This window comes from Herbaspirillum sp. (genome assembly GCF_035644555.1).
Taxonomy (GTDB): Bacteria; Pseudomonadota; Gammaproteobacteria; order Burkholderiales; family Burkholderiaceae_D; genus Herbaspirillum.
In genome coordinates, this window is the sequence record NZ_DASQOH010000069.1 from 56,806 (window position 1) to 78,206 (window position 21,401).

The following is a 21,401-nucleotide window of genomic DNA, read 5'->3' on the forward strand; positions in this document are numbered from 1 at the left end:
AAAAATTAGACCGGTCGTCTAAGACCGGCCTTTTTCGATGCTTCAGGCGGATCGCGTGGACGACGAAGGGGGCGGCGGGAACAGGAACCACACCAGCAGCGCCACTCCTGCCGTCCCCAGCCACACTGCCGGCCAGCCCTGCCACTGCAGTAGCAGCGGCACGGCCTGGGCGCAGAGGAAGAAGACCAGGAACACGCAACTGTTGCCCAGCCCCAGGGCGGTACCGACCTGGGCCGGACCGGCCACCACGGCCAGTTCGGTATAGGCCACACCGTGCCAGGCCGATACCACCACGCCCGCCACAACCAGCACCAGCGCGAGCCAGAACAAGGACGTCGACATGGCATGGGAAGCGAGTCCGCCCAGCAGGGCGAACAGCGCGGCGCTGGCCAGTGCACAGTTCCGCAGATAGGCACGCCGGCTGCCATGGCGATCGGTCCAGCGGCCACTGGCAATACGGGCTACCGCCGCCCCCACCTGCACCAGGGTCAGCAGCACACTCATTGCCAGCAATCCGGCCTGGCCGACCTCGTGCAGGAAGATGCCACCAAAGCTGATCAGCGCCACTTGCGGCGCACACAGCAGGCCGGTGCCCAGGGCCAGCCGCCATACCAGCAGACGACGCAAGGCGGGCGCCGCTGCTGCGGTCGATGCGATCACATGCGGCATGACCGGCGGCTCGCGCAGCCACAGCAGGACCAGGGCGACACTGCCCAGGCAAGCCGCCATCAATGCGCCATAGACCGCGCCAAAGCCGGCATGGGCCGCCAGCGACGGCAGCACCAGTGCACCGGCGCCGCCACCCAGCGGCACGGCCGTCTGGCGGATGCTCATGGCCAGACCGCGCTCACCGTCAGCAAACCAGCCCATGATGGCGCGGCCGCTGGCGCCATTGACACTGCCGCCCAGCAGGCCGGCCAGCATCAGGCCGCCGCACAGCCAGCCATAGGCGGCCGTGCCGTGACCGGGCAAGGCATTCAGGATCAACAGGCCGAGCGCGACACCGCAGCCCAGCAGGCCCGCGAGCAGCACCTTGCGGTCGCCCAGACGGTCGGTCAGCAGACCCCAGGGCAATTCGCCCAGCGCCACGCCCAGGCTCAACAGGCCCAGCACCCAGCCCAGTTGCGCATTGCTGAGCTGGTAATCGCTGCGCAACACCAGCGAGGTCACGGGAATGCCGGAAAACACGGCGGCGAAGCTGGCATTGGCCGCCACTCCTGCGGCCAGTACCTTCCAGCGATGCGGGGAGGCCACCTTGAGCGCGGTGACCGGGGACGCAGATGGAACGGCAGGAAGGGTTTTCATGATGGCTGGCACGGGTGGAGATGCGCTGCAGTGTGCCGTGCACGGCGATGGCTTGAATGTCATAATTCCGGCACTTCAGGCCATTTGAGGTTTTTTACACCATGTCCCCGCGTGATACAGCCTTCCTGATCTTCGCCGATTGCAGCATGCTCGACTTCACCGGTCCCCTGTCGGCCTTCGATGCGGCCAACCGGGTGGCGGGCCGCTCGCTGTATCGGCTCACGCTCCATTCCGAGGCGGGCGGACTGATCCGCAGTTCGGCCGGGGCCATGATCCAGACCGAACGCATCGGCCGCACCAGCTTCGATACGCTGGTGGTGGCCGGCGGTGGCGCCCCTCGCGAAGGCCTGGTGTCGGCCGAACTACGGCGCTACATCGTGCGGGCGGCAGCGCGTTCGCGGCGCATCGCCGGGGTCTGCACCGGAGCCTTCGTGCTGGCGGCGGCGGGCGTGCTGGATGGCAAGCGGGCCACCACGCACTGGCGCATGGCGGCCAAGCTGCAGCAGATGCATCCGCAGGTGATGGTGGACAGCGACCGCATCTATTCGCGCGATGGCAGTGTGTGGACCTCGGCCGGCATTTCCGCCGGTATCGACCTGGCACTGGCGCTCATCGAGGACGATCACGGGGCCGAACTGGCGCGTTCGGTGGCACGCGAGCTGGTGGTGTATTACCGCCGGCCGGGCGGCCAGTCGCAGTTCTCGGCGCTGCAGGAAATCGATGGCGGTTCCGAGCGCATCCGGCGCGCCCTGGCCTATGCCCGCGAGCACCTGCAGCACGAGTTGACGGTGGATGTGCTGGCCGAGGTGGCTTGCCTGAGCCGCCGCCAGTTCGACCGCAGCTTCGCGACCGAGACCGGCCAGACGCCGGCGCGCGCCATCGAGCAGATGCGGGCCGAGGCAGCGCGGCTGCGTATCGAACAATCGCAGGACACCCTGGAGAGCATTGCCCGCGCTACCGGGTTCGGCGACGCCGACCGCATGCGCCGGGTCTGCCTGCGCCTGTTCGGTCAGCCACCGCAGGCCATGCGGCGGCTGGCACGGCAGGAAGACGCCGGGTCGGAGCTCAGCGCGCCGTCAGGCGTACCCGGGTGATCTCGGAAGGCGCCAGCAGGCGCTTGGGCGGGCCCCAGTAGCCGGTACCCCGGCTGACGTAGATCCACAGGCCCTGCAGGCGCTTGAGGCCGGCCACATAGGGCTGCTGCAGCGGGACGAAGAAATTCCAGGGGAAGAACTGGCCGCCATGGGTATGGCCCGACAGCTGCAGGTCGAAACCAGCCTCGGCGGCCGCCGTGGCGCTGCGCGGCTGGTGCGCCAGCAGGATACGCGGATGATGGGCCGGCGCATCGGCGATGGCCGCCTGCGGATCGCTGCGGTGAGCCGGATCGAAGTGATGGGCGGTGTAGTCGGTGACCCCGGCCAGAACCAGCCCGGCATCCTCGTGGCGCAGTACCACGTGTTCGTTCATCAGCACGGTCACGCCCAGGCGGCGCACCTCGTCTATCCATTCATGGGCATTGGAGTAGTACTCGTGATTGCCGGTGACGAAGTAGGCACCGTGACGGGCGCGCAATTGCGCCAGCGGCGCGGTATGCGGTGCCAGTTGGCGCACGCTGCCATCGACCAGGTCACCGGTGATGGCCACCACGTCCGGCTGCAAGGCATTGACCTTGTCCACGATGGCCTGCAGGTAAGGTGCCTTGATGGTCGGGCCGACATGGATGTCGCTGATCTGGACGATGGTGAAGCCCTCCAGCGCGGGCGGCAGGTTGGCGATGGGCACATCGACCTCGACCACGGCTGCGGTGCGGCGTGCATTGAGATAGCCGATGACCGTGGCCGCGGCGGTCAGGGCCAGCACCAGCCAGGCGGTCAGTTCCACCATCTCCTGCCGCTGGATGGGAGACAGCGAGGCCGCCAGCCAGGGCAGCAGCGCCAGCGCGATGGCGCGCAGCAAGGTCAGCAGCAGGGCCGAGGAAAACGCCCCCATGGCCAGCATCCCGGCCCAGGCCAGACGGTCGGACCAGGCTTCGGAAAGCCCGCGCCGCTTCAGGTAGGGCGCCGCCAGGGCCACTGGCATGAGCAGGAAGGACAGTGTCAGCACCGCCGCGCCCAGCGCTATCCAGCCGGGGTGGATGCTCAGGGCCGGCAGCAATTGCCAGCCTATCCAGGCATGCAGGGCGGCCAGCAGGCCGAGGATGACGAAGACGGAGCTGAGGCTACGGCGCATGAGGGGCCTTTGGGAGAGAAAGCAGGGGCGGCATTTCTTGCCAGAAAGAAAATAGATGGCGGTGGGAGGCATGCTTTTCAAGCAATTTCTGCGAAAAGCTGCATAAATTCTTTGGAAAACTACCCAAAATCCAGTTGATCTGGCATTCGACTGAAGAAAAAGTGAGCTTCGGTCATGCAAGAAGACGTGTGGAGGAGGATAATATTGCTTTCATCCCCCGTTTTTAATTCGCGCGACCTTGGTGGCTTCGGCCACATCGATGCCAGACACACGACATCGACCGCAGGCCGCGCCTGCATCATTGGAAGAGTTATTTTGAGTTCAAGCAAAACCAAACGCTGGCATGGCAACGTCGAGGCGATCAAGGCCGAATTCCTCAACGGCGTGATCACCCAGATGACCTCCTACGGCGACCGTGTCCATTTCAGCATGTTCGGTTCGGTGCAAAAGCCCCATTACGAAGTGATCAACAGCTTCGACAAGAAGATGGCCTTCGATGGCAATCACCATCTGCACCGCGCCGAGGAAACCGAATTCGGTCCGGGCAACGTCACGCCCATCTTCACGCTGGACCAGATCAAACGCATCGTCGCCACCGGCGGCAGCGGCACCCGCAGCACGCCGCGCGCGGCCCGCGCGGCGTCGGCCCGCAGTGCGGCCGGCAGTGCCCGTCCGACCACCGCCGCGGCCCGCGCCCGGGAAGCGGTGGATGGCGAAAAGTACGCCTACTTCAAGGCCAACCGCCACATGCTGCCCGACGAAATCAACCAGCATTCCGATGAGATCAGCAAGCTGATGCTCAATGGCATGTCGGCTGAACAGGCGTTTGGCGAAGTCATTTCCAAGTACTTCGACTAAACCGGGCAAGCCCCGCTCTGGCCACGCGCCGGCAGCACCAATGACAATGGCCGGAGACTTCGTCTCCGGCCATTTTTCATGCGGGGTCCCGCGCTGGGATCAATAGTATTCCGGCACGATCATCGAGTCCGGCACCGGGTGGCGCTCGTAGTCCTCGTGGCGCTCGCGCTCGGGCAGCTGGATCGGCGCATGCGGCACTTCGGCATAGGGCATCTGCTGCAGCAGGTGCTGGATGCAGTTCAGGCGTGCCTTCTTCTTGTCCACCGCCTGCACCACCCACCACGGGGCTTCCGGAATGTGGGTACGCTCCAGCATCACTTCCTTGGCCTTGGTGTATTCCTCCCAGCGGCGGCGCGATTCCAGGTCCATGGGGCTGAGCTTCCACTGCTTGAGCGGATCATGGATGCGCGAGAGGAAGCGCAGGTGCTGCTCTTCATCGGTGATGGAGAACCAGTACTTGATGACCTGGATGCCGGCACGGGTGAGCATGCGTTCGAACTCAGGCACCGAGCGGAAGAATTCCTCGTACTGCTCGTCGCTACAGAAGCCCATCACCCGTTCCACGCCGGCACGGTTGTACCAGCTGCGATCGAACAGCACGATCTCGCCGGCGGCCGGAAGGTGCGAGACATAGCGCTGGAAATACCATTGCGTGCGTTCGCGGTCGTTGGGAGCCGGCAGCGCGGCCACGCGTGCCACGCGGGGATTCAGGCGCTGGGTGATGCGCTTGATCACGCCACCCTTGCCGGCCGCGTCACGGCCTTCGAATACGATCACCACCTTGTGGCCGGTCTGCACCACCCAGTCCTGCAGCTTGACCAGCTCGCCCTGCAGGCGGAACAGTTCCCGGAAATACAGGCGGCGGTATTCCTTTTCCTCTTCGCCATGGGCGCTGGAGAACTCGCCGGTGACCGGGTCCACGGTACGGTCTTCCAGTTCCAGTTCCATTTCTTCGTCGTAGCTGTCGGCCAGTTCGCGGTGGACGCGCTTGACCAGTTCTTCCTTATCCATTGTTTCCTCGTGTGCAAGATAAAGCGGCGAACGCGGCACTCCCCTTCGCCGGAAAAGTGCGTGACAACATACCTGTCGTTTGTGACCAAGCCGTGACAGGACGATAACACCGGCCCGAAACCTCGCCAATGCCGCTTCCATCCTGCGCCAAAGGGCGAGGCTGCGCCTTGAGCCGGCGCAGGTCACGCAGGCGAAAATACGCTATAGTCCCGGAAACGATTCGGCATATCAGCATGACACTTACAGAACTCAAATACATCGTGGCCGTCGCGCGCGAAAAGCATTTCGGCCATGCAGCGGAAGCTTGTTTCGTCGCCCAGCCCACGCTGTCGGTGGCCATCAAGAAACTGGAAGACGAGCTGGGGGTGGTGATCTTCGAGCGCGGCGGCACCGAGGTATCGGTCACGCCGCTGGGCGCGCAGATCGTGGCGCAGGCCGAACGCGTGCTGGAACAGACGGCGGCCATCAAGGAGATCGCCAACCAGAACAAGGACCCGCTGTCGGGCCCGCTGCGCCTGGGGATCATCTACACCATCGGCCCCTACCTGCTGCCCTCGCTGGTCAAGACCATGATCGAGCGCGTGCCGCAGATGCCGCTGATCCTGCAGGAGAATTTCACCACCCGCCTGATCGAGTTGCTGCGCCAGGGCGAGCTGGATGCGGCCATCATGGCCCTGCCCTTCCCTGAGCACGGTCTGAACGTGCTGCCGCTATACGACGAGGAATTCATGGTCGCCCTGCCGCGTCAGCACAAGTGGGCCGAACGCAAGGAAATCGACGCCCGCGAACTCAAGACCGAGACCATGCTGCTGTTGGGCAATGGCCACTGCTTCCGTGACCAGGTGCTGGAAGTCTGTCCCGAGATGTCGCGCTTCTCCACCAATGGCGACGGCATCGCCCGCACCTTCGAGGGCTCCTCGCTGGAAACCATCCGCCACATGGTGTCCTCGGGCATCGGCGTGACCGTATTGCCGCGCGCCTCCATCCCGGATGCCAACACCCGCGACGGCATGGTGCGCTACGTCCCCTTCGTAGCACCGGCTCCCTCGCGCCGCGTGGTGATCGCCTGGCGCAAGAGCTTCACCCGGCAGGCCGCCATCGATGCCGTGCATCATGCGGTACTGGCGTGCAATCTCAATGGGGTGCAGATGCTGACGGAAGAAACGACGGTCAGCTAAGGGCCAACGTCTGCGACCAGCGGTGCAATCTGCGTGTGGAGTAACGGCAGATCACGTTGCACCGTCTTCCAGACGACTTCCATGTCCACCTTGTCGTAGCCGTGCGAGACACGATTTCGCATCGTGTACATGACCAGCCAGGGGATGTGGTCATGTCGTGCGGCGAATTCGGGATCAGCCCGCAGAATGTTGTTGCAGCCTCGCCGATGATTTCGATATTGCGGATGACGGCGTCCTGCACCAGCTCGTTGGCGAGGAACACCAGTTCATCCATTTCTGCCGTGTAGCGGTCGATCCGCTCGATGGCATGCAGGTTATGGCCGAGATAGCTCGCCACCCGCCCGGCCTTGCTCATACCGGAATCGCCTCGGAAAGTATCTGCCTGCGCATTTCCTCGGGCAAGGCCCTGGGGGTCAGCACATCCACGGACACCCCCAGCAGATGCTGCAATTCCACCTGAATGGCAGCCACGTCCATGAGCGAAGTTTCCGGCGTGGGATCGATCAGGATGTCGAGATCGCTTGCCTCGGTATCCTGGCCGTGCGCAACGGAGCCGAATACCCTTGCATTGAGGGCATGATGAGACTCGACCACATGGCGAATCGCGACACGGTGGCTGGCCAGGGCTTCAGAAGGCTTCATATCAGGCTTTCCCGGAATCAGGTCCGGGTCATGATAGGGCAAGCCTGCCCATCAGGCAATAACGCACCTGGGCCAGCATGGGCAAGTCAGCCGATGCGACGCGTACTCTGCACATCAAACCAATGCACGTCCATCGCGCCGAAAGACGCACCGATATGCTGACCGGTACTGACCGGCACATTGGCAGGACAGCGCAGCACCAGTGCCTGGCCGCCGCAGCGCGCATGCACCAGCAGCTCGGCGCCCAACGCTTCCACCAGTTCCACTTCCAGCGAAAGCTGTGCGGCCGAGCCGTCAAGGATGGGCAGCAGGTGCTCCGGACGTACACCGAGGATGCGTTCCTGGCCCGCAGCAGCGCTTGCCGACAACGGCAGGCGGATAATATCGGCCTCATCACCCTTGCCGACCTCGAAGCCGGTACCATCCGCGCTGACCCTGCCCTGCAGCAGGTTCATCGGCGGCGAACCGATGAAGCTGGCCACGAAAGTGGTGGCCGGGCGCGCATACACCTCGGCCGGCGTGCCGATTTGCTCGGCCACGCCACGGTTCATGACGATCATGCGCTGGCCCAGCGTCATCGCCTCGACCTGGTCGTGGGTGACGTAGAGGCTGGTGGTGCGCAGGCTGGCGTGCAGCTTCTGGATTTCCAGGCGCATCTGCACGCGCAGCTTGGCATCCAGGTTGGAGAGCGGCTCGTCGAAGAGAAACACTGCAGGTTTCCTCACGATGGCGCGGCCCATGGCCACGCGCTGGCGCTGGCCGCCGGAGAGCTGGCGCGGAGTGCGCTCCAGCAACGCGCCCAGTTCCAGGATGGCGGCAGCACGCTGCACGCGCTCGTCGATCTCGCTCTTGGACAGGCCCTGGATCTTCAGGCCGTAGGCCATGTTCTGGTACACCGTCATGTGCGGATAGAGCGCATAGTTCTGGAACACCATGGCGATGTCACGCTCCTTGGGTTCCAGGTCATTGACCACGCGCTCGCCGATGACGATCTGGCCGCTGCTGATGTCTTCCAGGCCCGCGACCATGCGCAGCAGCGTCGACTTGCCGCAGCCGGACGGGCCGACCATGACAATGAATTCGCCGTCGGCGATCTCGGCATCGATGCCATGGATCACGTCGACCGCCTTGGGGCCATTGCCGTAGGTCTTGCGGACTTGCTTGAGGTGAATTGCTGCCATGATGGTAAGCGCCGTCAATGGGCGTCGTAAATGATATAAATTATTTCTCGGAATCAACCAGGCCCTTGACGAACCATTTCTGCATCACGACCACCACCAGGCCGGGCGGCAGCATGGCCAGAATCATGGTGGCCATCACGAGGTTCCATTCCACGGCCGAATCGCCGCCGGAAATGAGGGTCTTGATGCCGATGCCGATCGGATACATGCCGGGATCGGTGGCGATGATCAGCGGCCACAGGTACTGGTTCCAGCCATAGATGAACATGATCACGAAGAGTGCGATCACGTTGGTGCGCGACAAGGGCCACAACACATCCTTGAGGAAACGCAAGGGGCCGGCACCATCGATGCGCGCCGCCTCGGCCAGTTCGTCCGGCACCGTCAGGAAGAACTGGCGGAACAGGAAGGTCGCCGTGGCCGACGCAATGAGCGGTACGCTCAGGCCGGCATAGCTGTTGAGCATGCCCAGGTCGGATACCACCTGGTAGGTCGGCGTGATGCGCACCTCCACCGGCAACATCAGGGTGACGAAGATCATCCAGAAGAACAGGCCTCGACCGGGAAAGCGGAAGTACACGATGGCAAAGGCCGACAGCATGGAAATGGAAATCTTGCCGATAGCGATGATGAGCGCAGTGGCCAGGCTCACCCACAGCATGTGCAGGACCGGCGGCGCCGTGACCTGCCCGGACGCGCCCTTGAACAGCACGGCGCTGTAGTTGTTGACCAGCTCCCCGCCCGGCACCAGCGACAGCGGCGACAGGGCCGACTGCTCGGCAGTCTGGGTACTGGCCACGAAGGCCACGTAGAGCGGGAAGAACACGATCAGCACCCCCAGCACCAGTACCACATGGCTGAGGACATCGAGGATGGGGCGACGTTCGATCATGCTGCCACCTCCTGGCGGACAATCTTCATGGTGTTCATGGTGGTGACGAGGTTCATGCGTATTGGACCTTCTTCTCGACGTACTTGAACTGCACCACCGTCAGCAGGATCACCAGCGCCATCAGCACCACCGACTGTGCGGCCGAACTGCCCAGGTCGCCGCCCTTGAAGCCATCGGAAAACACCTTGTAGACCAGGATCTCGGTGTCCTTGCCGGGGCCGCCGTGGGTGGTGGCATCGACGATGACGAAGGTATCGAAGAACGCATAGACCACGTTGACCACGAACAGGAAGAAGGTGGTCGGCGAGATCAGCGGGAAGACGATGGTGAAGAAGCGCTTGACCGGCCCGGCGCCATCGATGGCGGCCGCTTCGATGAGCGACTTTGGAATCGACTGCAGGCCAGCCAGGAAGAACAGGAAGTTGTAGCTGATCTGCTTCCAGATGGCGGCGATCACGATCAGGATCATCGCGTGCGTGCCGTTGATCATGTAGTCCCAGGGCAGGCCCAGCCAGCTCAGTACATGCGAGAGGATGCCCAGCGAGGGACTGAGCAGGAACATCCACAGCACGCCCACCACCACCGGCGAGACTGCATAGGGCCAGATCAGGAAGGTTTTGTAGATCGAGGCGCCGCGCCGCACGCGGTCGGCGAAGACTGCCAGCAGCAGCGACACCGCCAGGCCGAAGAAGGCCACCAGCGCCGAGAAGACCGCCGTGGTCCGGAACGATTCGAGGTAGGTCGGATCGCCGAAGAGGGCCTTGAAGTTGTCGAGCCAGACGAATTCGGAATAGCCGCCGAAGGCATCCTGCAACAGCATGGACTGGTACAGCGCCTGCGCGGCGGGCCAGAAAAAGAACAGCAAGGTGATCACGATCTGCGGCGCCACCAGCAGATAGGGCAGCCACCTAGAGGTGAATCGCGCGCGTTTTTCCACGATCGTTCCTGCCGGGGGTCGCCCGGCGTCAATGAAGTTTGAAGGCTTGGATAATGAAAGCCGGCGATGCTGCCCCGCCACCGGAACCGCACCGCCGCTTCCGGCCCCACCCTCGCCGGCTGGCGGGATGGAGCGGGACTGACAGGATTACTGGTTACCCTTGTTGGCCTTCTCAAAGCGGGCCAGCAGTTCATCGCCACGCTTGACGGCCGAATCCAGGGCTTCCTTCGGGGTCTTCTTGCCGGTCCAGACGTTTTCCAGTTCCTCATCGAACACGGTACGGACCTGGGCGTAGTTGCCCAGGCGCAGACCGCGCGACTTGTCGGTGGTCTTGACGATCATCTGCTTGACGGCCACGTCGGTACCCGGATTGCGCTCATAGAAGCCGGACTTCTTGGTCAGCTCGTAGGCGGCCTTGGTCACCGGCAGGTAGCCGGTATCCTGGTGCCACTTGGCGGCCACTTCCGGCTTGGACAGGTAGCTGAAGAACTTGGCCACGCCCTTGTACTCGTCGCCCTTCTTGCCATTCATCACCCACAGCGAAGCACCGCCGATGACGGTGTTCTGGGGTGCGCCCTGCACATCGTTGTAGTACGGCAGGGTGGCCACGCCGAACTTGAACTTGGCGTTCTTGCGGATATCAGCGTAGGCCGAGGAAGAGCCGGTGATGATGGCGCATTCGCCCGCGTTGAACTTGGCATTGGCCTCGTCCTTGCGGCCGGCGTAGGTGAAGTAGCCCTGCTTGGCCCAGTTCGACAGGTTCTCGATATGGCGCACGTGCAGCGGGCTATTCATCTTCAGGCGTGCATCCAGGCCGCCGAAGCCGTTGTTCTTGGACGCCAGCTCGACGTTATGCCAGGTTGAAAACGATTCCAAATGCACCCAGGATTGCCAGGTCGTGGTGTAGGCACAGGAGGCGCCGCTGGCCTTGATCTTGGCAGCCATGCCGACGAATTCCTGCCAGGTCACGGGCGGCTTTTCGGGATCCAGGCCCGCCTTGGCGAACATGTCCTTGTTGTAGAACATGATGGTGGTGGAGCTGTTGAAGGGGAAGGACATCATGCCCTTAGGGGTCGAGTAGTAACCCGCAACGGCCGGCACGTAGTCGTTCTGGTCGAACTTCTCGCCGGCCTGGTGCATCACCTCGTACACCGGCTTGACCGCACCCTTGGCGTAGATCATGGTGGCGGTGCCCACTTCGAACACCTGCAGGATGTCCGGTGCATTGCCGGCACGGTAGGCGGCGATCGCTGCCGACATCGATTCGTCGTAGGTCCCCTTGTAGACGGGCACGACCTTGTAGTCGCTCTGGCTCTTGTTGAAGTCGTCGGCCAGGGCATTGACACGCTCGCCCAGGGCGCCGGTCATGGAATGCCACCAGCTGATCTCGGTGGCAGCGAAGGCGGAGGAAGTGATCGTCGCCAGGACACCGGTCGCGATCAGTGTTTTCATCATGTTCATCAGAGGGGACCTCTCAAAAAAGGGGTTTTGATGCTAACAACGCTCCATGACAGCGGCGTTACATTAGCGGTACTTGCCGGCCACGGCAAAGGAAAAAACTGCGGCTATGCAGCACAAAACCCGGGGAATGTCTCAAAACGTATGTTGTTTTTATAAAATTTACGCCTTCAAGCAGCCGCCAGCAGAAAAAGCACGACGGTGCGGAAATGGCGAGGCGAATTATAATGCGGACTTTCGTTTTTGCGGACATCGAATGGACAGGTTAAGGCTCTATGCGCTGCTGGTACGCGCCCACAAACCCATCGGCATCCTGCTCTTGCTGTGGCCCACGCTGATCGCCCTGTGGCTGGCGGCAGGCGGCCCGCCGGACTGGCGCATCCTGCTGATCTACGTGCTGGGTACGGCGCTGATGCGTTCGGCCGGCTGTGCCATCAACGACTATGCCGACCGCGACTTCGACCGCCACGTCAAGCGCACCGAGCAGCGGCCATTGACGTCCGGCAAGATCAGGTCCTGGGAAGCCCTGATGGTGGCCGGTGTGCTGGCGCTGCTGTCCTTCCTGCTGATCCTGCCGCTCAATACACTGACCCTGCAACTGTCGGTGGCGGCGGTCATCATTGCGGCCACCTATCCCTACTTCAAGCGCTTCTTCGCCATTCCCCAGGCCTACCTGGGCATTGCCTTCGGCTTCGGCATCCCGATGGGATTCGCCACGGTCACCGGCACGGTACCGCTGGCCGCCTGGGTGCTGCTGGTGGCCAACATCTTCTGGGCAGTAGCCTATGACACCGAATATGCGATGGTGGACCGCGACGACGACCTGAAGATCGGCATCAAGACCTCGGCCATCACCTTCGGCCGCCACGATGTACTGGCGGTGATGCTGTGCTACGCCGTGGCGCTGGCGCTGCTGTGGGTGGTCGGCCTGCAATACGGGCTGGGCATCTGGTTCTCGGCGGGCATGCTGGTGGCCTGCGGCTTCGCGCTGTATCACTACACCCTGATCCGCGAGCGCGACCGCATGCGCTGCTTCGCGGCCTTCAATAACAACAACTGGCTGGGCGCGGCGATCTTTGCCGGCGTCGCGCTGGATTATCTGATGCGATGAAGCGCCATCGGGCGCCGATACGGGAACAGGAGACGACATGGAAGCGCAATTCTGGCTGGAACGCTGGCGCGAAGGCCGCACGCATTTTCATCAGGAGCGCGTGACGCCCCTGCTGCAGAAATACTGGCCGCAACTGGCCTTGCCGGCCGGCAGCACGGTACTGGTACCGCTGTGCGGCAAGTCGCTGGACATGCTGTGGCTGGCCCAGCAGGGGCACCGGGTACTGGGCGTGGAACTGTCGGAACTGGCCATCACCCAGTTCTTCAGCGAGAACCAGCTCACACCGGCGATCCATGAAAGCGCCCAGGGCCGGCACTACGTGGCCGGCAACATCGAACTGGTGTGTGGCGATATCTTCCTGCTGGAAGACGCCACCCTGGCGGCCTGTGCCGGCGCCTACGACCGTGCCGCCCTGATCGCGCTGCCGCCACAGATGCGGGCGCGTTACGTCGCCGAGATCTATGGCCGCCTGCCGGCACAGGCGCGCAGCCTGCTGATCACGCTGGAATACGACCAGCAGAAGATGGATGGTCCGCCCTTCTCGGTGGCGGAAGAAGAAGTACAACGGCTCTACGCACCGCACAGCGAAGCCGTAGCGATCGACCGCCGGGATATCCTGGAGAAGGAACCGAAGTTCCTAGAGCGCGGATTGACGGCGCTGGATACGGTGGTCTATCGCTTGCAGCGCGGGGGCTGACGCCGCGCGGGCCTGTCTATACCTCAGCAGTCGTGCGTACCACCGTCACCCGGCTGATGAGGAATTCGCCATCCACCACCACGCGAAACGGCACGCCTGTCACGTTGAAGCCTGGGCCACCGTCATCGTCCCAGGCCTGGGCGATGGCATCGAACTCGCTTGGACTCATGTGCAGCATCTGGGCGCTGATGACGAAGGTCGCACCGGTCTTCTGTTTTCTGACGATGTCTTCGAGCTTGGCCATGGGGGTTCCTGATTTTTCCTGGATCTGATCTTTAGTGAGGTGCAGCGTGCCAGTCAGCGTGCCGGCAGCAAGGCCATCACGTTGACCGGCTTGCCGTTGCGGCGGATTTCGAAATACAGCTTCACCTTGTTGGTGTCGCTGTTGCCCATGGTGGCGATCTGCTGGCCGCGCGTGACCATCTGGCCTTCCTTGACCGTGATGCTCTTGTTGTGGGCATACACCGACAGCAGTTGCGGCGTGTGCTTGATGATCACCATGTTGCCGTAGCCACGGATGCCATGACCGGCATAGGTGACCTTGCCGGCGGCCGCGGCCACCACCGACTGTCCTTCGCTGCCGACGATGTCGATGCCCTTCTTGTAACTGTCGGCGCTGGGCGCGGACTTGCCATGGGTCGGCCAGATCCAGTCCAGCTTGGCGTCGGCGGGGGCTGGAGCATCGTCGTCATCCTTGGTCGCGGGCTTGGTGGCCGGTCGGGCCGCCGGCTTGCGGGCCGGGGTTGAAGACGCCGCAGGACGGCTGCTCTGACCGGCGCCGGTGCGTGCCACCACGCCGGCCGGCGGGCGCACCAGGATGCGCTGGCCGACCTCGAGGTCGTCCGGATTGCGCAACTTGTTCCAGGCACGCAGGTTACCCGGGTTCTGGTCGAAGTCGCGACCGATGCTGTAGAGCGTATCGCCGCGCTTGACGGTGTAATAACCATCGCTGTCGGCCGTGGACGCGCAACCGCCCAGCAGCAAGACTCCCGCCAGCAGGGCCGGCAGCGCTCCGGAAGAAACCGCCCGTCTCATCAGGCCTTTCCGAATTCGTCGCCCAGCTCCTTGCTGCGCGTGGCCGCTGCCTGCAGGGCCTGGACGATGGCGCCCTTCACGCCGGATTGCTCCAGGCTGGTCAGCGCCGCATAGGTGGTTCCCCCCTTGGAAGTGACGCGCTCGCGCAGGGTCGCCACCGATTCATCGGAACGACGCGCCAGTTCGGTGGCGCCGGCGAACGTGGCCTTGGCCAGTTCCAGGCCATCTTCACGCGACAGGCCCAATTGGGCTGCGGCCTGCTCCATCGCTTCAAGGAAGTAGAACACATAGGCGGGGCCGCTGCCCGACACGGCGGTGACGGCATCGAGCTGCTCTTCACTGCCCAGCCACAGGGTCTCTCCCACCGCCTTGAGGATGGAATCGGCCTGTGCGCGCTGCAGCGTCGAAACCTGCGCATGCGGCACCACGCCGGAGATACCCTGGCCGATCAGCGCCGGGGTATTGGGCATGGCGCGCACGATGGCCTGATGACCATCCAGCCAGCGCTCCATGTCAACAATGCGGATGCCAGCAGCGATGGACACGATCAATTGCGCGCCGATGAAGGGCTTGAGCGTGGCGACCACCTCGCGCATCTGCTGCGGCTTGACTGCCAGCACCACCACGTCCACACCAGTGATGGTGCCATCGATGGCTTGCGCGGTGGAGACGCCGAACTTGTCGGCCAGCGACTTGAGCGCATCGGCATTGAGGTCGACCACGTGGATGTCTTCTGCCGCCGCGACCTTGCCGACCAGTCCGCCGATCAAGGCCGCTGCCATATTGCCGCCGCCGATAAACGCTATCTTCACTTCCGCTCCTTGTGTCTCGTAGATGGTGTATCCGGTGTATCGCCGGAATGGATTTTGTGCTGGACCGGCCCGCTCATGCGTAATGCCGGGCCCCGAAAATGGCGCTGCCGATGCGCACGATGCTGGCCCCTTCGGCCACGGCCGCGTCGAGATCGGCCGACATGCCCATGGACAGCGTGTCCAGCGCCAGACCGTCGGCGCGCAACTGCTCGAACAGCCGGCGCACGGCGGCGAAGGCGGCCCGCTGCGCGGCCTGGTCTTCGCTGGGTGCCGGGATCGCCATCAGGCCGCGCAGTCGCAGCCTGGGCAGGCGCGCCACCTCGGCTGCGACCGCGGGCAGTTCCTGCGGCGTCAGGCCACTCTTGCTTTCTTCACCGCTGATATTGACCTGCAGACAGATGTCCAGCGGCGGCAGTTCCGCTGGCCGCTGTTCGGACAGGCGCTGGGCGATCTTCAATCGGTCCACCGAATGCACCCAGTCGAAATGCTCGGCGATGGGCCGCGTCTTGTTGCTCTGGATGGGTCCGATGAAATGCCACTGCAGCGTCACACCGGGCGCCAGGGCCGGCATGGCGGCCATCTTGTCCAGCGCTTCCTGCAAATAGTTTTCGCCGAAGGCCCGTTGCCCGGCCTGCACCGCTTCCAGCACGGCCTCTGGTCCGAAGGTCTTGGAGACAGCCAGCAATCGCACCGAAGCCGGTTCGCGTCCCGCCTTTTCGACGGCGCGGGCGATCTGTTGTTGCACGTGTTGCAAGTGTTGAGCGATTGACGACATAATCCGGGGCCGGGAGGGGCGAGCCTGCGGGGAAATAAACAGATTGATAGTGTGATCCTTGCCGGGATTATAAATGGACATTGCCACCCTACTGGCATTTGCCGTCAGAAATCAGGCCTCCGACCTGCATCTTTGCGCAGGCCTGCCCCCTGCGCTGCGGGTCCACGGCGCCATCCGCCGCATCAACCTCCAGCCCCTCGATACTGCACGGCTGCGGCAGTTGCTGCTGGAGTGGATGCCGCCGCCCTGCCAGCAGCGCTATGCCGAAGGCGGCGAATGCGACTTTGCCCTCGATCTGCCGACATTGGGACGTTTCCGCGTCCACGCCTTTCACCAGCAGCGCGGCCCGGCCGCTGCCATCCGCCATCTCGGGCGCGAGCCCCCTGCCCTGGCTGCCCTGGCCGCGCCCCCGTTGTGCGCCGAACTGGCGCTGCGTCCACATGGCCTGGTGCTGGTGACGGGTGCCACCGGGGCCGGCAAGAGCACGACGCTGGCCGCCATGCTCCGTCACATCAACGAAGAGCGCGCGGTCCACGTCCTGACCATCGAGGACCCCATCGAGTTCGTGCATGAACCACGCCGTGCACTGATCAGCCAGCGCGAAATTGGCACCCATACCGCCGATGTCGCGCAGGCACTGCGTGCCGCCCTGCGCGAAGACCCGGACGTGCTGCTGGTTGGCGAACTGCGTGATGCCGACACCATCCGCCTGGCCCTGTGTGCCGCCGAGACCGGTCATCTGGTGCTGGGGACGCTGCACACCGCCTCGGCGGCGCGGACCATGGATCGCATGATCGATGCCTTCCCCGCCGTCGAACAGGAAGCCGTCCGCGGCATGCTGGCCGAATCGCTGCAGGGCGTGATCGCGCAGACCCTGCTACCCACCACCGACGGCAATGGCCGGGTAGCGGCCCACGAACTGCTGGTGGCGACCCCGGCCGTGCGCAACCTGATCCGCGAGGGACGCAGCGCGCAACTGCTCTCGGCAATGCAGTCCGGTGCGGCGCACGGGATGCAGACGCTGCAGGCCAGCCTGGCCCAGCTGCTCCAGCAGGGCCGTATCAGCGAGCGCACGGCACGGGAGCATATGCCATAGGTCCATGCAGCCAGCCATCCGGCGGTTTAGAATGGCGGCGACAAAATCACGGGAAATCCAAAGGACCAGCACATGACCACTCTCTACGATTTCCAGCCCCGGCTGGCCGACCAGACCACCTTCCGGCTGGAGCAACTGCGCGGCAAGGTGCTGCTCATCGTCAATACCGCCAGCAAATGCGGTTTCACACCGCAATACAACGGCCTGGAAGCGATCCACCGCCAGTTCCATGCGCGTGGTCTGGAAGTGATGGCCTTCCCCTGCAACCAGTTCGGTGCCCAGGAGCCGGGCAATGCCGAGGAAATCGGCGCCTTCTGCGAAAAGAACTACGGCGTCAGCTTCCCGTTGTTCGCCAAGATCGATGTCAATGGCGAGCAGGCCGATCCTCTGTTCCAGTATCTCAAGAAGGAAGCACCCGGTCTCCTGGGGAGCAAGGCCATCAAGTGGAATTTCACCAAGTTCCTGGTGCGCCGCGACGGCAGCGTCTTCAAGCGCTATGCACCGCAGACGCGTCCGGAGGAAATCGTCTCCGATATCGAAGCGCTGTTGGCCGAGTAAGTCGTGCTCACGGCAATTCGCGGATGATGCGGTAGTCAGCGTCGTGCACGGGCACGAAGTGGGTAGCCCGCAAGCTGTCCAGCGTGAGCTTGACCCGTAGCGAGTTCTTGTCCAGGAATACGGCGCGAATCTTGTTGCGGATGTCGGCGCACAGCTGCCCACGATAGACGAATGGGTCGAAGGGAATCGGGGCCGAGCGCCATAACACGCGCAGGTCACTCTTCCTGAGCCTGCCGTCGCTGATCATCCGGGAGAGATTGGTGCTGGCCACGAAGGCCGCATCGGCATGGTGGTTCAGTACTGCCATCACCGATTGCTCGTGGTTGCCCGCATAACCGACGCGGGAAAAATACCTGTCCAGCTGCAGCTTGTACTGGCGCGCAAAAAGGTGACGCGGAATCAGCGCGCCCGAGGTGCTATCGGGATCGGCCAGCGCCAGTACCTTCCCGGCCAACGAGGCCACGCTGTCATACGGCCCCTGCGAGCGCGTCACCAGCAACGAGTAATACACCGACGACACGCCACGCTGTGGGGCGAAATTGGGTTCCGTCTGTTCCATCGACGCGAATGGCGTGATCTGCGGGTCCCCTTTGTGGGCGGTCACGTACGAGGCCGGCCCCAGCCGCGCCACATCGACCGCGCCGGCGATCAGACCTTCGATCACGCCACCGTAGGAAGTCGGGATCACCACATCGACCGGCATCTTCAACCGCTCCCGCAATTCATCGATCAGAGGATTGAGCGCAGTCTGCTGCTCGCTGTCCCGCCCCTGCGGCACGAAGGAAAAACGCAAGCGCTGCGGCCGCTCGCAGGCGCCCTTGGCCATGACCAGCGCAGGCGTCGCAGCGAGCGTAAAAAGTAGCGCCAGTGTGGCACCCAAGATGCGTATCGGCCGCGCTGTCGGCAGACCAGAGAAGAGCGTCTTCATGTGACCTCGAACCTGCCTTTCTGCAAGAGCGGCGCCAGTTGCGCCGCCGACACCGGACGTTGCAGGTAAAAGCCCTGCACCTCATCGCAACCCATCAGTTTCAGGTGCATCAGCTGCTCACGGGTTTCCACGCCTTCGGCTACCACCTTCAGGCCCAGGTTACGCGCCAGCGTGACGGTGGAGGCCACGATCATGCCGTCGCTGTTGTCATTGCGGATGTCGCGCACGAAGGAGCGATCGATCTTCAGCGCATACACAGGCAGCGCCTTGATGTGGCTGAGGCTGGAGTAGCCGGTGCCATAGTCGTCCAGGTAGATCTTCAAGCCCTCCTCACGCAGTTTTTCCAGGGTCTGGCGCGCCTGCTCCAGGTCGGTGATGAAGCAACTCTCGGTGACCTCGATTTCCAGCAGTTCTGCGCTCAGTCCGTGGCGGCGCAAGGCATCGCGGAAGGTTTCGATCAGGCGTTCGTCATTGAGCTGCTTGGCCGACACATTGATTGCCACTGGCACCAACGGCAGGCCATCGGCGCGCCATTGCGCCAGTTGCCGGCACACCGCCTCGATGATCCAGTGGCCCAGCGGCTGCACCAGATCGTGGGTCTCGGCCAGGCCGATGAATTCGCCGGGATAGATCAGGCCGTGCTCCGGATGTTGCCAGCGGATCAGGGCTTCCATGCCGACCACCCGATAATCCTGTAGCGCCACCTTGGGCTGGTAGTGCAGGCAGAACTCGTTGTCGCGAAGCGCCTGGCGGAAACGTCCCAGCAGTTCCAGCCCGCGCACGGCGATGGCATTGAGCGAGGCATCGTAGAAACGATACAGCCCGCTACCGGCGCTCTTGGCGGTGTACATGGCCGAATCGGCGTTGGTCATGAGCGCCTCGATACTCTGCCCATCGCGGGGATAGAGTGCGATGCCGATGCTGGGTGCGGTCTCGACATCGCAGCCCAGCAGGTCGAGATAGGGTGCGCGCAGCGTTTCGACCAGCTTGTCGGCGATCTCGGCCACGATTTCCTCGTCGCGAATTTCCGAGACCAGCACCACGAATTCATCTCCCCCCAGGCGCGCCACCAGATCGTATTCACGTACGGCCGCCCGCAGCCGCCGCGCCACCTCCTGCAGCAGAGCATCACCCACGGCGTGACCCAGGGTATCGTTGATCAGCTTGAACTTGTCGAGATCGAGGAAGAACAGCGCATAGAGGTTGCGACTGTGCCGGGCCCGCGACAATTCGGTCGCCGCCAGTTCATAGAACAGCATGCGGTTGGGAATGCCGGTCAGGTAATCGTGCGAGGCAAGCTGGTAGGCGCGGCTCTTTTCCTGTTCCAGCTGATGGATCAGCCCGCTCTTCTCCCGCTCCGAATAGAGCAGCTTGTCGTAGAGATAGCGGCGCCGGTGCGCCATGCTGATCAGGCCACCCGACAAGGCCACCACCAGCAGCGAAATCAGGATCGCCTGCAGGTAATACTGGCGATGCGCCGGCCACAGCTTGCCCAGCAAGACCTGCGGATCGCGGCTCACCACCACCGCCAGCGGATAGTGCGCCAGGCGCCGCTGTACGCCCACATGCTGCACCTGGTCACCCGGGCGCAAGGCGTGGATCAGACCATCACCCTTGCCGGTCAGCAGAAAGGTGGCGTAGTCCTGGCCGGCATAATTGGATCCGCCGGAGAGGATGCCACCGGACAGTTCCGCCAGTTGCAGGCCAGCCGCGTTGATGATCTCGATGCGGCTGGCGCCGTCCACGCTCACTTCCTGGTAGGTCTTCAGGAAATAGCCCAGATCGAGGATGGCCGCGAAGAAGCCTTGCAGCGCGCCCTTGCCATCCTGCAAGGGAATCAATAGCGGCACGCGCCAACTGTAGCCCTCGCGGTCCATGGGGGGCTTGATGATCATGGCGCTCTGCTCGGACGACGCCGTGAGCGAACTCATGTAGCCGGCGTTGATGAGCCGGCTCAGCTCAGGCTCGCTCTTCTGGCGCGACGACGAATAGACCAGCCGACCGCGGGCATCGAACATGGCCACGCGCAGGTAGGCTGAATCGCCGTTGAACAGCGGATTGAAATAGGCCGACGAAGATTGCTCGCCATTGAGCATCGATTGGCCGATGCGCGAGTACAGCAGGGTCTTGCCCAAGATCTCATCCAGGTTGGCCGAGACAATGGCGGCAACGTTGCGGCTGTCTGCGATGGAGCCGGCGATGGCGAGCTGTTTTTCGTTCTCGATACGGATGATGGTGAAATACCACACCAGCGACAGTACGCCGGCGGCAAGCAGCACCATGCCCGCCGACACGCCCCTGCCCGCGAGCAGTCTGGTCAGCATCCCTTTCGGCTCGAACGATAACGGCTTACGCAATCCCCACCCAATTGAACATGGCGCCGACCCTGCGGCGCTTGGCTAAACCCTTTTTGACTGGGTGAGGGTAATGGGGATTTATGTCAAGTTAATGACAAGAAAGACCGAGGTACGAAACAAAACGCCACGGCGAACCGTGGCGTTTTTCTGCGCAAGTGGCAGATCAGTTCTTGCTTTGATCGACCAGCTTGTTGGCCTTGATCCAGGGCATCATGGCGCGCAGCTTCTCGCCCACGATTTCGATCTGGTGTTCGGCGTTGATGCGACGACGCGACATCAGGGTCGGTGCACCGGCCTTGTTTTCCAGGATGAAGCTCTTGGCGTATTCGCCGGTCTGGATG

The 21,401-nt window shown here is 63.3% G+C and carries 22 protein-coding genes and 2 pseudogenes; 7 read left to right on the forward strand and 17 right to left on the reverse strand.

Annotation, left to right across the window (positions count from 1 at the left end; genetic code table 11):
• Positions 1 to 42 precede the first annotated feature (42 nt).
• The gene (locus tag VE092_RS18810) at positions 43 to 1,305 is read right to left on the reverse strand and encodes an MFS transporter (protein ID WP_324879406.1); all 1,263 of its coding nucleotides are present in this window, start codon (positions 1,303 to 1,305) and stop codon (positions 43 to 45) included.
• 101 nt (positions 1,306 to 1,406) lie between these two features.
• Here VE092_RS18810 and VE092_RS18815 point away from each other — a divergent pair, with 101 nt between their 5' ends.
• Positions 1,407 to 2,399, forward strand: a complete 993-nt coding sequence (locus VE092_RS18815; RefSeq protein WP_324879408.1) for a GlxA family transcriptional regulator — start codon at positions 1,407 to 1,409, stop codon at positions 2,397 to 2,399.
• On the opposite strand, the gene VE092_RS18820 is transcribed toward VE092_RS18815, so the two are convergent.
• Positions 2,371 to 3,534, reverse strand: a complete 1,164-nt coding sequence (locus VE092_RS18820; protein WP_324879410.1) for a metallophosphoesterase — start codon at positions 3,532 to 3,534, stop codon at positions 2,371 to 2,373. The two genes, VE092_RS18815 and VE092_RS18820, sit on opposite strands and share 29 nt — an antisense overlap.
• Before the next feature lie 315 nt (positions 3,535 to 3,849).
• On the opposite strand from VE092_RS18820, the gene VE092_RS18825 reads away from it, so the two are divergent.
• Positions 3,850 to 4,392: a hypothetical protein gene (locus VE092_RS18825; RefSeq protein WP_006462028.1), complete on the forward strand. Its 543-nt coding sequence runs from the start codon at positions 3,850 to 3,852 to the stop codon at positions 4,390 to 4,392.
• 99 nt (positions 4,393 to 4,491) lie between these two features.
• Here the strand turns inward: VE092_RS18825 and ppk2 are convergent, their stop codons facing one another.
• Complete coding sequence (gene ppk2, locus VE092_RS18830) at positions 4,492 to 5,403, reverse strand: polyphosphate kinase 2 (RefSeq protein ID WP_102662171.1); 912 nt, start codon at positions 5,401 to 5,403, stop codon at positions 4,492 to 4,494.
• A gap of 233 nt (positions 5,404 to 5,636) precedes the next feature.
• On the opposite strand from ppk2, the gene VE092_RS18835 reads away from it, so the two are divergent.
• A complete protein-coding gene (locus VE092_RS18835) occupies positions 5,637 to 6,581 on the forward strand; it encodes a LysR substrate-binding domain-containing protein (RefSeq protein ID WP_324879414.1) in 945 nt (314 codons plus the stop codon).
• Here VE092_RS18835 and VE092_RS18840 read toward each other — a convergent pair.
• The 7 genes and pseudogenes from VE092_RS18840 to ugpB form a co-directional block, all read right to left on the reverse strand.
• On the reverse strand, positions 6,578 to 6,712 hold the full coding sequence (locus VE092_RS18840) for a DUF86 domain-containing protein (RefSeq protein WP_324879446.1): 135 nt from the start codon (positions 6,710 to 6,712) through the stop codon (positions 6,578 to 6,580). The two genes, VE092_RS18835 and VE092_RS18840, sit on opposite strands and share 4 nt — an antisense overlap.
• Before the next feature lie 110 nt (positions 6,713 to 6,822).
• Positions 6,823 to 6,936 (reverse strand): annotated as a pseudogene (locus VE092_RS18845) (hypothetical protein); the annotation flags it as partial.
• On the reverse strand, positions 6,933 to 7,223 hold the full coding sequence (locus VE092_RS18850) for a nucleotidyltransferase family protein (protein ID WP_324879416.1): 291 nt from the start codon (positions 7,221 to 7,223) through the stop codon (positions 6,933 to 6,935). The gene VE092_RS18850 and the pseudogene VE092_RS18845, both read right to left, overlap by 4 nt.
• Positions 7,224 to 7,309: 86 nt before the next feature.
• Entirely contained in the window at positions 7,310 to 8,404 is a 1,095-nt protein-coding gene (locus tag VE092_RS18855; RefSeq protein ID WP_324879418.1) for a sn-glycerol-3-phosphate import ATP-binding protein UgpC, read from the reverse strand.
• Positions 8,405 to 8,444: 40 nt separating this feature from the next.
• Positions 8,445 to 9,296 carry a sn-glycerol-3-phosphate ABC transporter permease UgpE gene (gene ugpE / locus VE092_RS18860; RefSeq protein WP_324879420.1) on the reverse strand — a complete coding sequence of 284 codons (852 nt, stop codon included), beginning with the start codon at positions 9,294 to 9,296 and terminating at the stop codon, positions 8,445 to 8,447.
• A 52-nt stretch (positions 9,297 to 9,348) separates the two neighbouring features.
• A complete protein-coding gene (ugpA, locus tag VE092_RS18865) occupies positions 9,349 to 10,233 on the reverse strand; it encodes a sn-glycerol-3-phosphate ABC transporter permease UgpA (RefSeq protein WP_324879422.1) in 885 nt (294 codons plus the stop codon).
• Between the two features lie 147 nt (positions 10,234 to 10,380).
• A complete protein-coding gene (gene ugpB / locus VE092_RS18870) occupies positions 10,381 to 11,694 on the reverse strand; it encodes a sn-glycerol-3-phosphate ABC transporter substrate-binding protein UgpB (protein WP_324879424.1) in 1,314 nt (437 codons plus the stop codon).
• 253 nt (positions 11,695 to 11,947) lie between these two features.
• On the opposite strand from ugpB, the gene ubiA reads away from it, so the two are divergent.
• Together ubiA and VE092_RS18880 are read left to right on the forward strand one after the other, a co-directional pair.
• The gene (ubiA, locus tag VE092_RS18875) at positions 11,948 to 12,802 is read left to right on the forward strand and encodes a 4-hydroxybenzoate octaprenyltransferase (RefSeq protein ID WP_324879426.1); all 855 of its coding nucleotides are present in this window, start codon (positions 11,948 to 11,950) and stop codon (positions 12,800 to 12,802) included.
• Between the two features lie 37 nt (positions 12,803 to 12,839).
• Positions 12,840 to 13,499, forward strand: coding sequence for a thiopurine S-methyltransferase (locus tag VE092_RS18880; RefSeq protein ID WP_324879429.1), 660 nt, complete (start codon positions 12,840 to 12,842; stop codon positions 13,497 to 13,499).
• A 16-nt stretch (positions 13,500 to 13,515) separates the two neighbouring features.
• Here the strand turns inward: VE092_RS18880 and VE092_RS18885 are convergent, their stop codons facing one another.
• The 4 genes from VE092_RS18885 to VE092_RS18900 all read right to left on the reverse strand — a co-directional run bounded on the left by VE092_RS18885 (position 13,516) and on the right by VE092_RS18900 (position 16,121).
• A complete protein-coding gene (locus VE092_RS18885; protein ID WP_006462013.1) occupies positions 13,516 to 13,743 on the reverse strand; it encodes a hypothetical protein in 228 nt (75 codons plus the stop codon).
• Between the two features lie 53 nt (positions 13,744 to 13,796).
• Entirely contained in the window at positions 13,797 to 14,534 is a 738-nt protein-coding gene (locus VE092_RS18890) for a peptidoglycan DD-metalloendopeptidase family protein (RefSeq protein ID WP_324879431.1), read from the reverse strand.
• The gene (proC, locus tag VE092_RS18895) at positions 14,534 to 15,346 is read right to left on the reverse strand and encodes a pyrroline-5-carboxylate reductase (RefSeq protein ID WP_324879433.1); all 813 of its coding nucleotides are present in this window, start codon (positions 15,344 to 15,346) and stop codon (positions 14,534 to 14,536) included. The genes VE092_RS18890 and proC overlap by 1 nt, the downstream gene beginning before the upstream one ends.
• Before the next feature lie 73 nt (positions 15,347 to 15,419).
• Complete coding sequence (locus tag VE092_RS18900; RefSeq protein ID WP_324879435.1) at positions 15,420 to 16,121, reverse strand: YggS family pyridoxal phosphate-dependent enzyme; 702 nt, start codon at positions 16,119 to 16,121, stop codon at positions 15,420 to 15,422.
• A 73-nt stretch (positions 16,122 to 16,194) separates the two neighbouring features.
• Between VE092_RS18900 and VE092_RS18905 the strand changes: the two genes are divergently transcribed.
• Both VE092_RS18905 and VE092_RS18910 read left to right on the forward strand, forming a co-directional pair.
• Positions 16,195 to 17,217 carry a type IV pilus twitching motility protein PilT gene (locus tag VE092_RS18905; protein WP_324879437.1) on the forward strand — a complete coding sequence of 341 codons (1,023 nt, stop codon included), beginning with the start codon at positions 16,195 to 16,197 and terminating at the stop codon, positions 17,215 to 17,217.
• 72 nt (positions 17,218 to 17,289) lie between these two features.
• Positions 17,290 to 17,775: a glutathione peroxidase gene (locus VE092_RS18910; RefSeq protein WP_324879439.1), complete on the forward strand. Its 486-nt coding sequence runs from the start codon at positions 17,290 to 17,292 to the stop codon at positions 17,773 to 17,775.
• A 7-nt stretch (positions 17,776 to 17,782) separates the two neighbouring features.
• Here the strand turns inward: VE092_RS18910 and VE092_RS18915 are convergent, their stop codons facing one another.
• The 3 genes and pseudogenes from VE092_RS18915 to VE092_RS18925 form a co-directional block, all read right to left on the reverse strand.
• Positions 17,783 to 18,703 carry a phosphate/phosphite/phosphonate ABC transporter substrate-binding protein gene (locus tag VE092_RS18915; protein ID WP_324879442.1) on the reverse strand — a complete coding sequence of 307 codons (921 nt, stop codon included), beginning with the start codon at positions 18,701 to 18,703 and terminating at the stop codon, positions 17,783 to 17,785.
• A complete protein-coding gene (locus tag VE092_RS18920; RefSeq protein WP_324879449.1) occupies positions 18,700 to 20,985 on the reverse strand; it encodes a bifunctional diguanylate cyclase/phosphodiesterase in 2,286 nt (761 codons plus the stop codon). The genes VE092_RS18915 and VE092_RS18920 overlap by 4 nt, the downstream gene beginning before the upstream one ends.
• A 238-nt stretch (positions 20,986 to 21,223) precedes the next feature.
• Positions 21,224 to 21,401: pseudogene (locus VE092_RS18925) on the reverse strand (ketol-acid reductoisomerase); the annotation flags it as partial.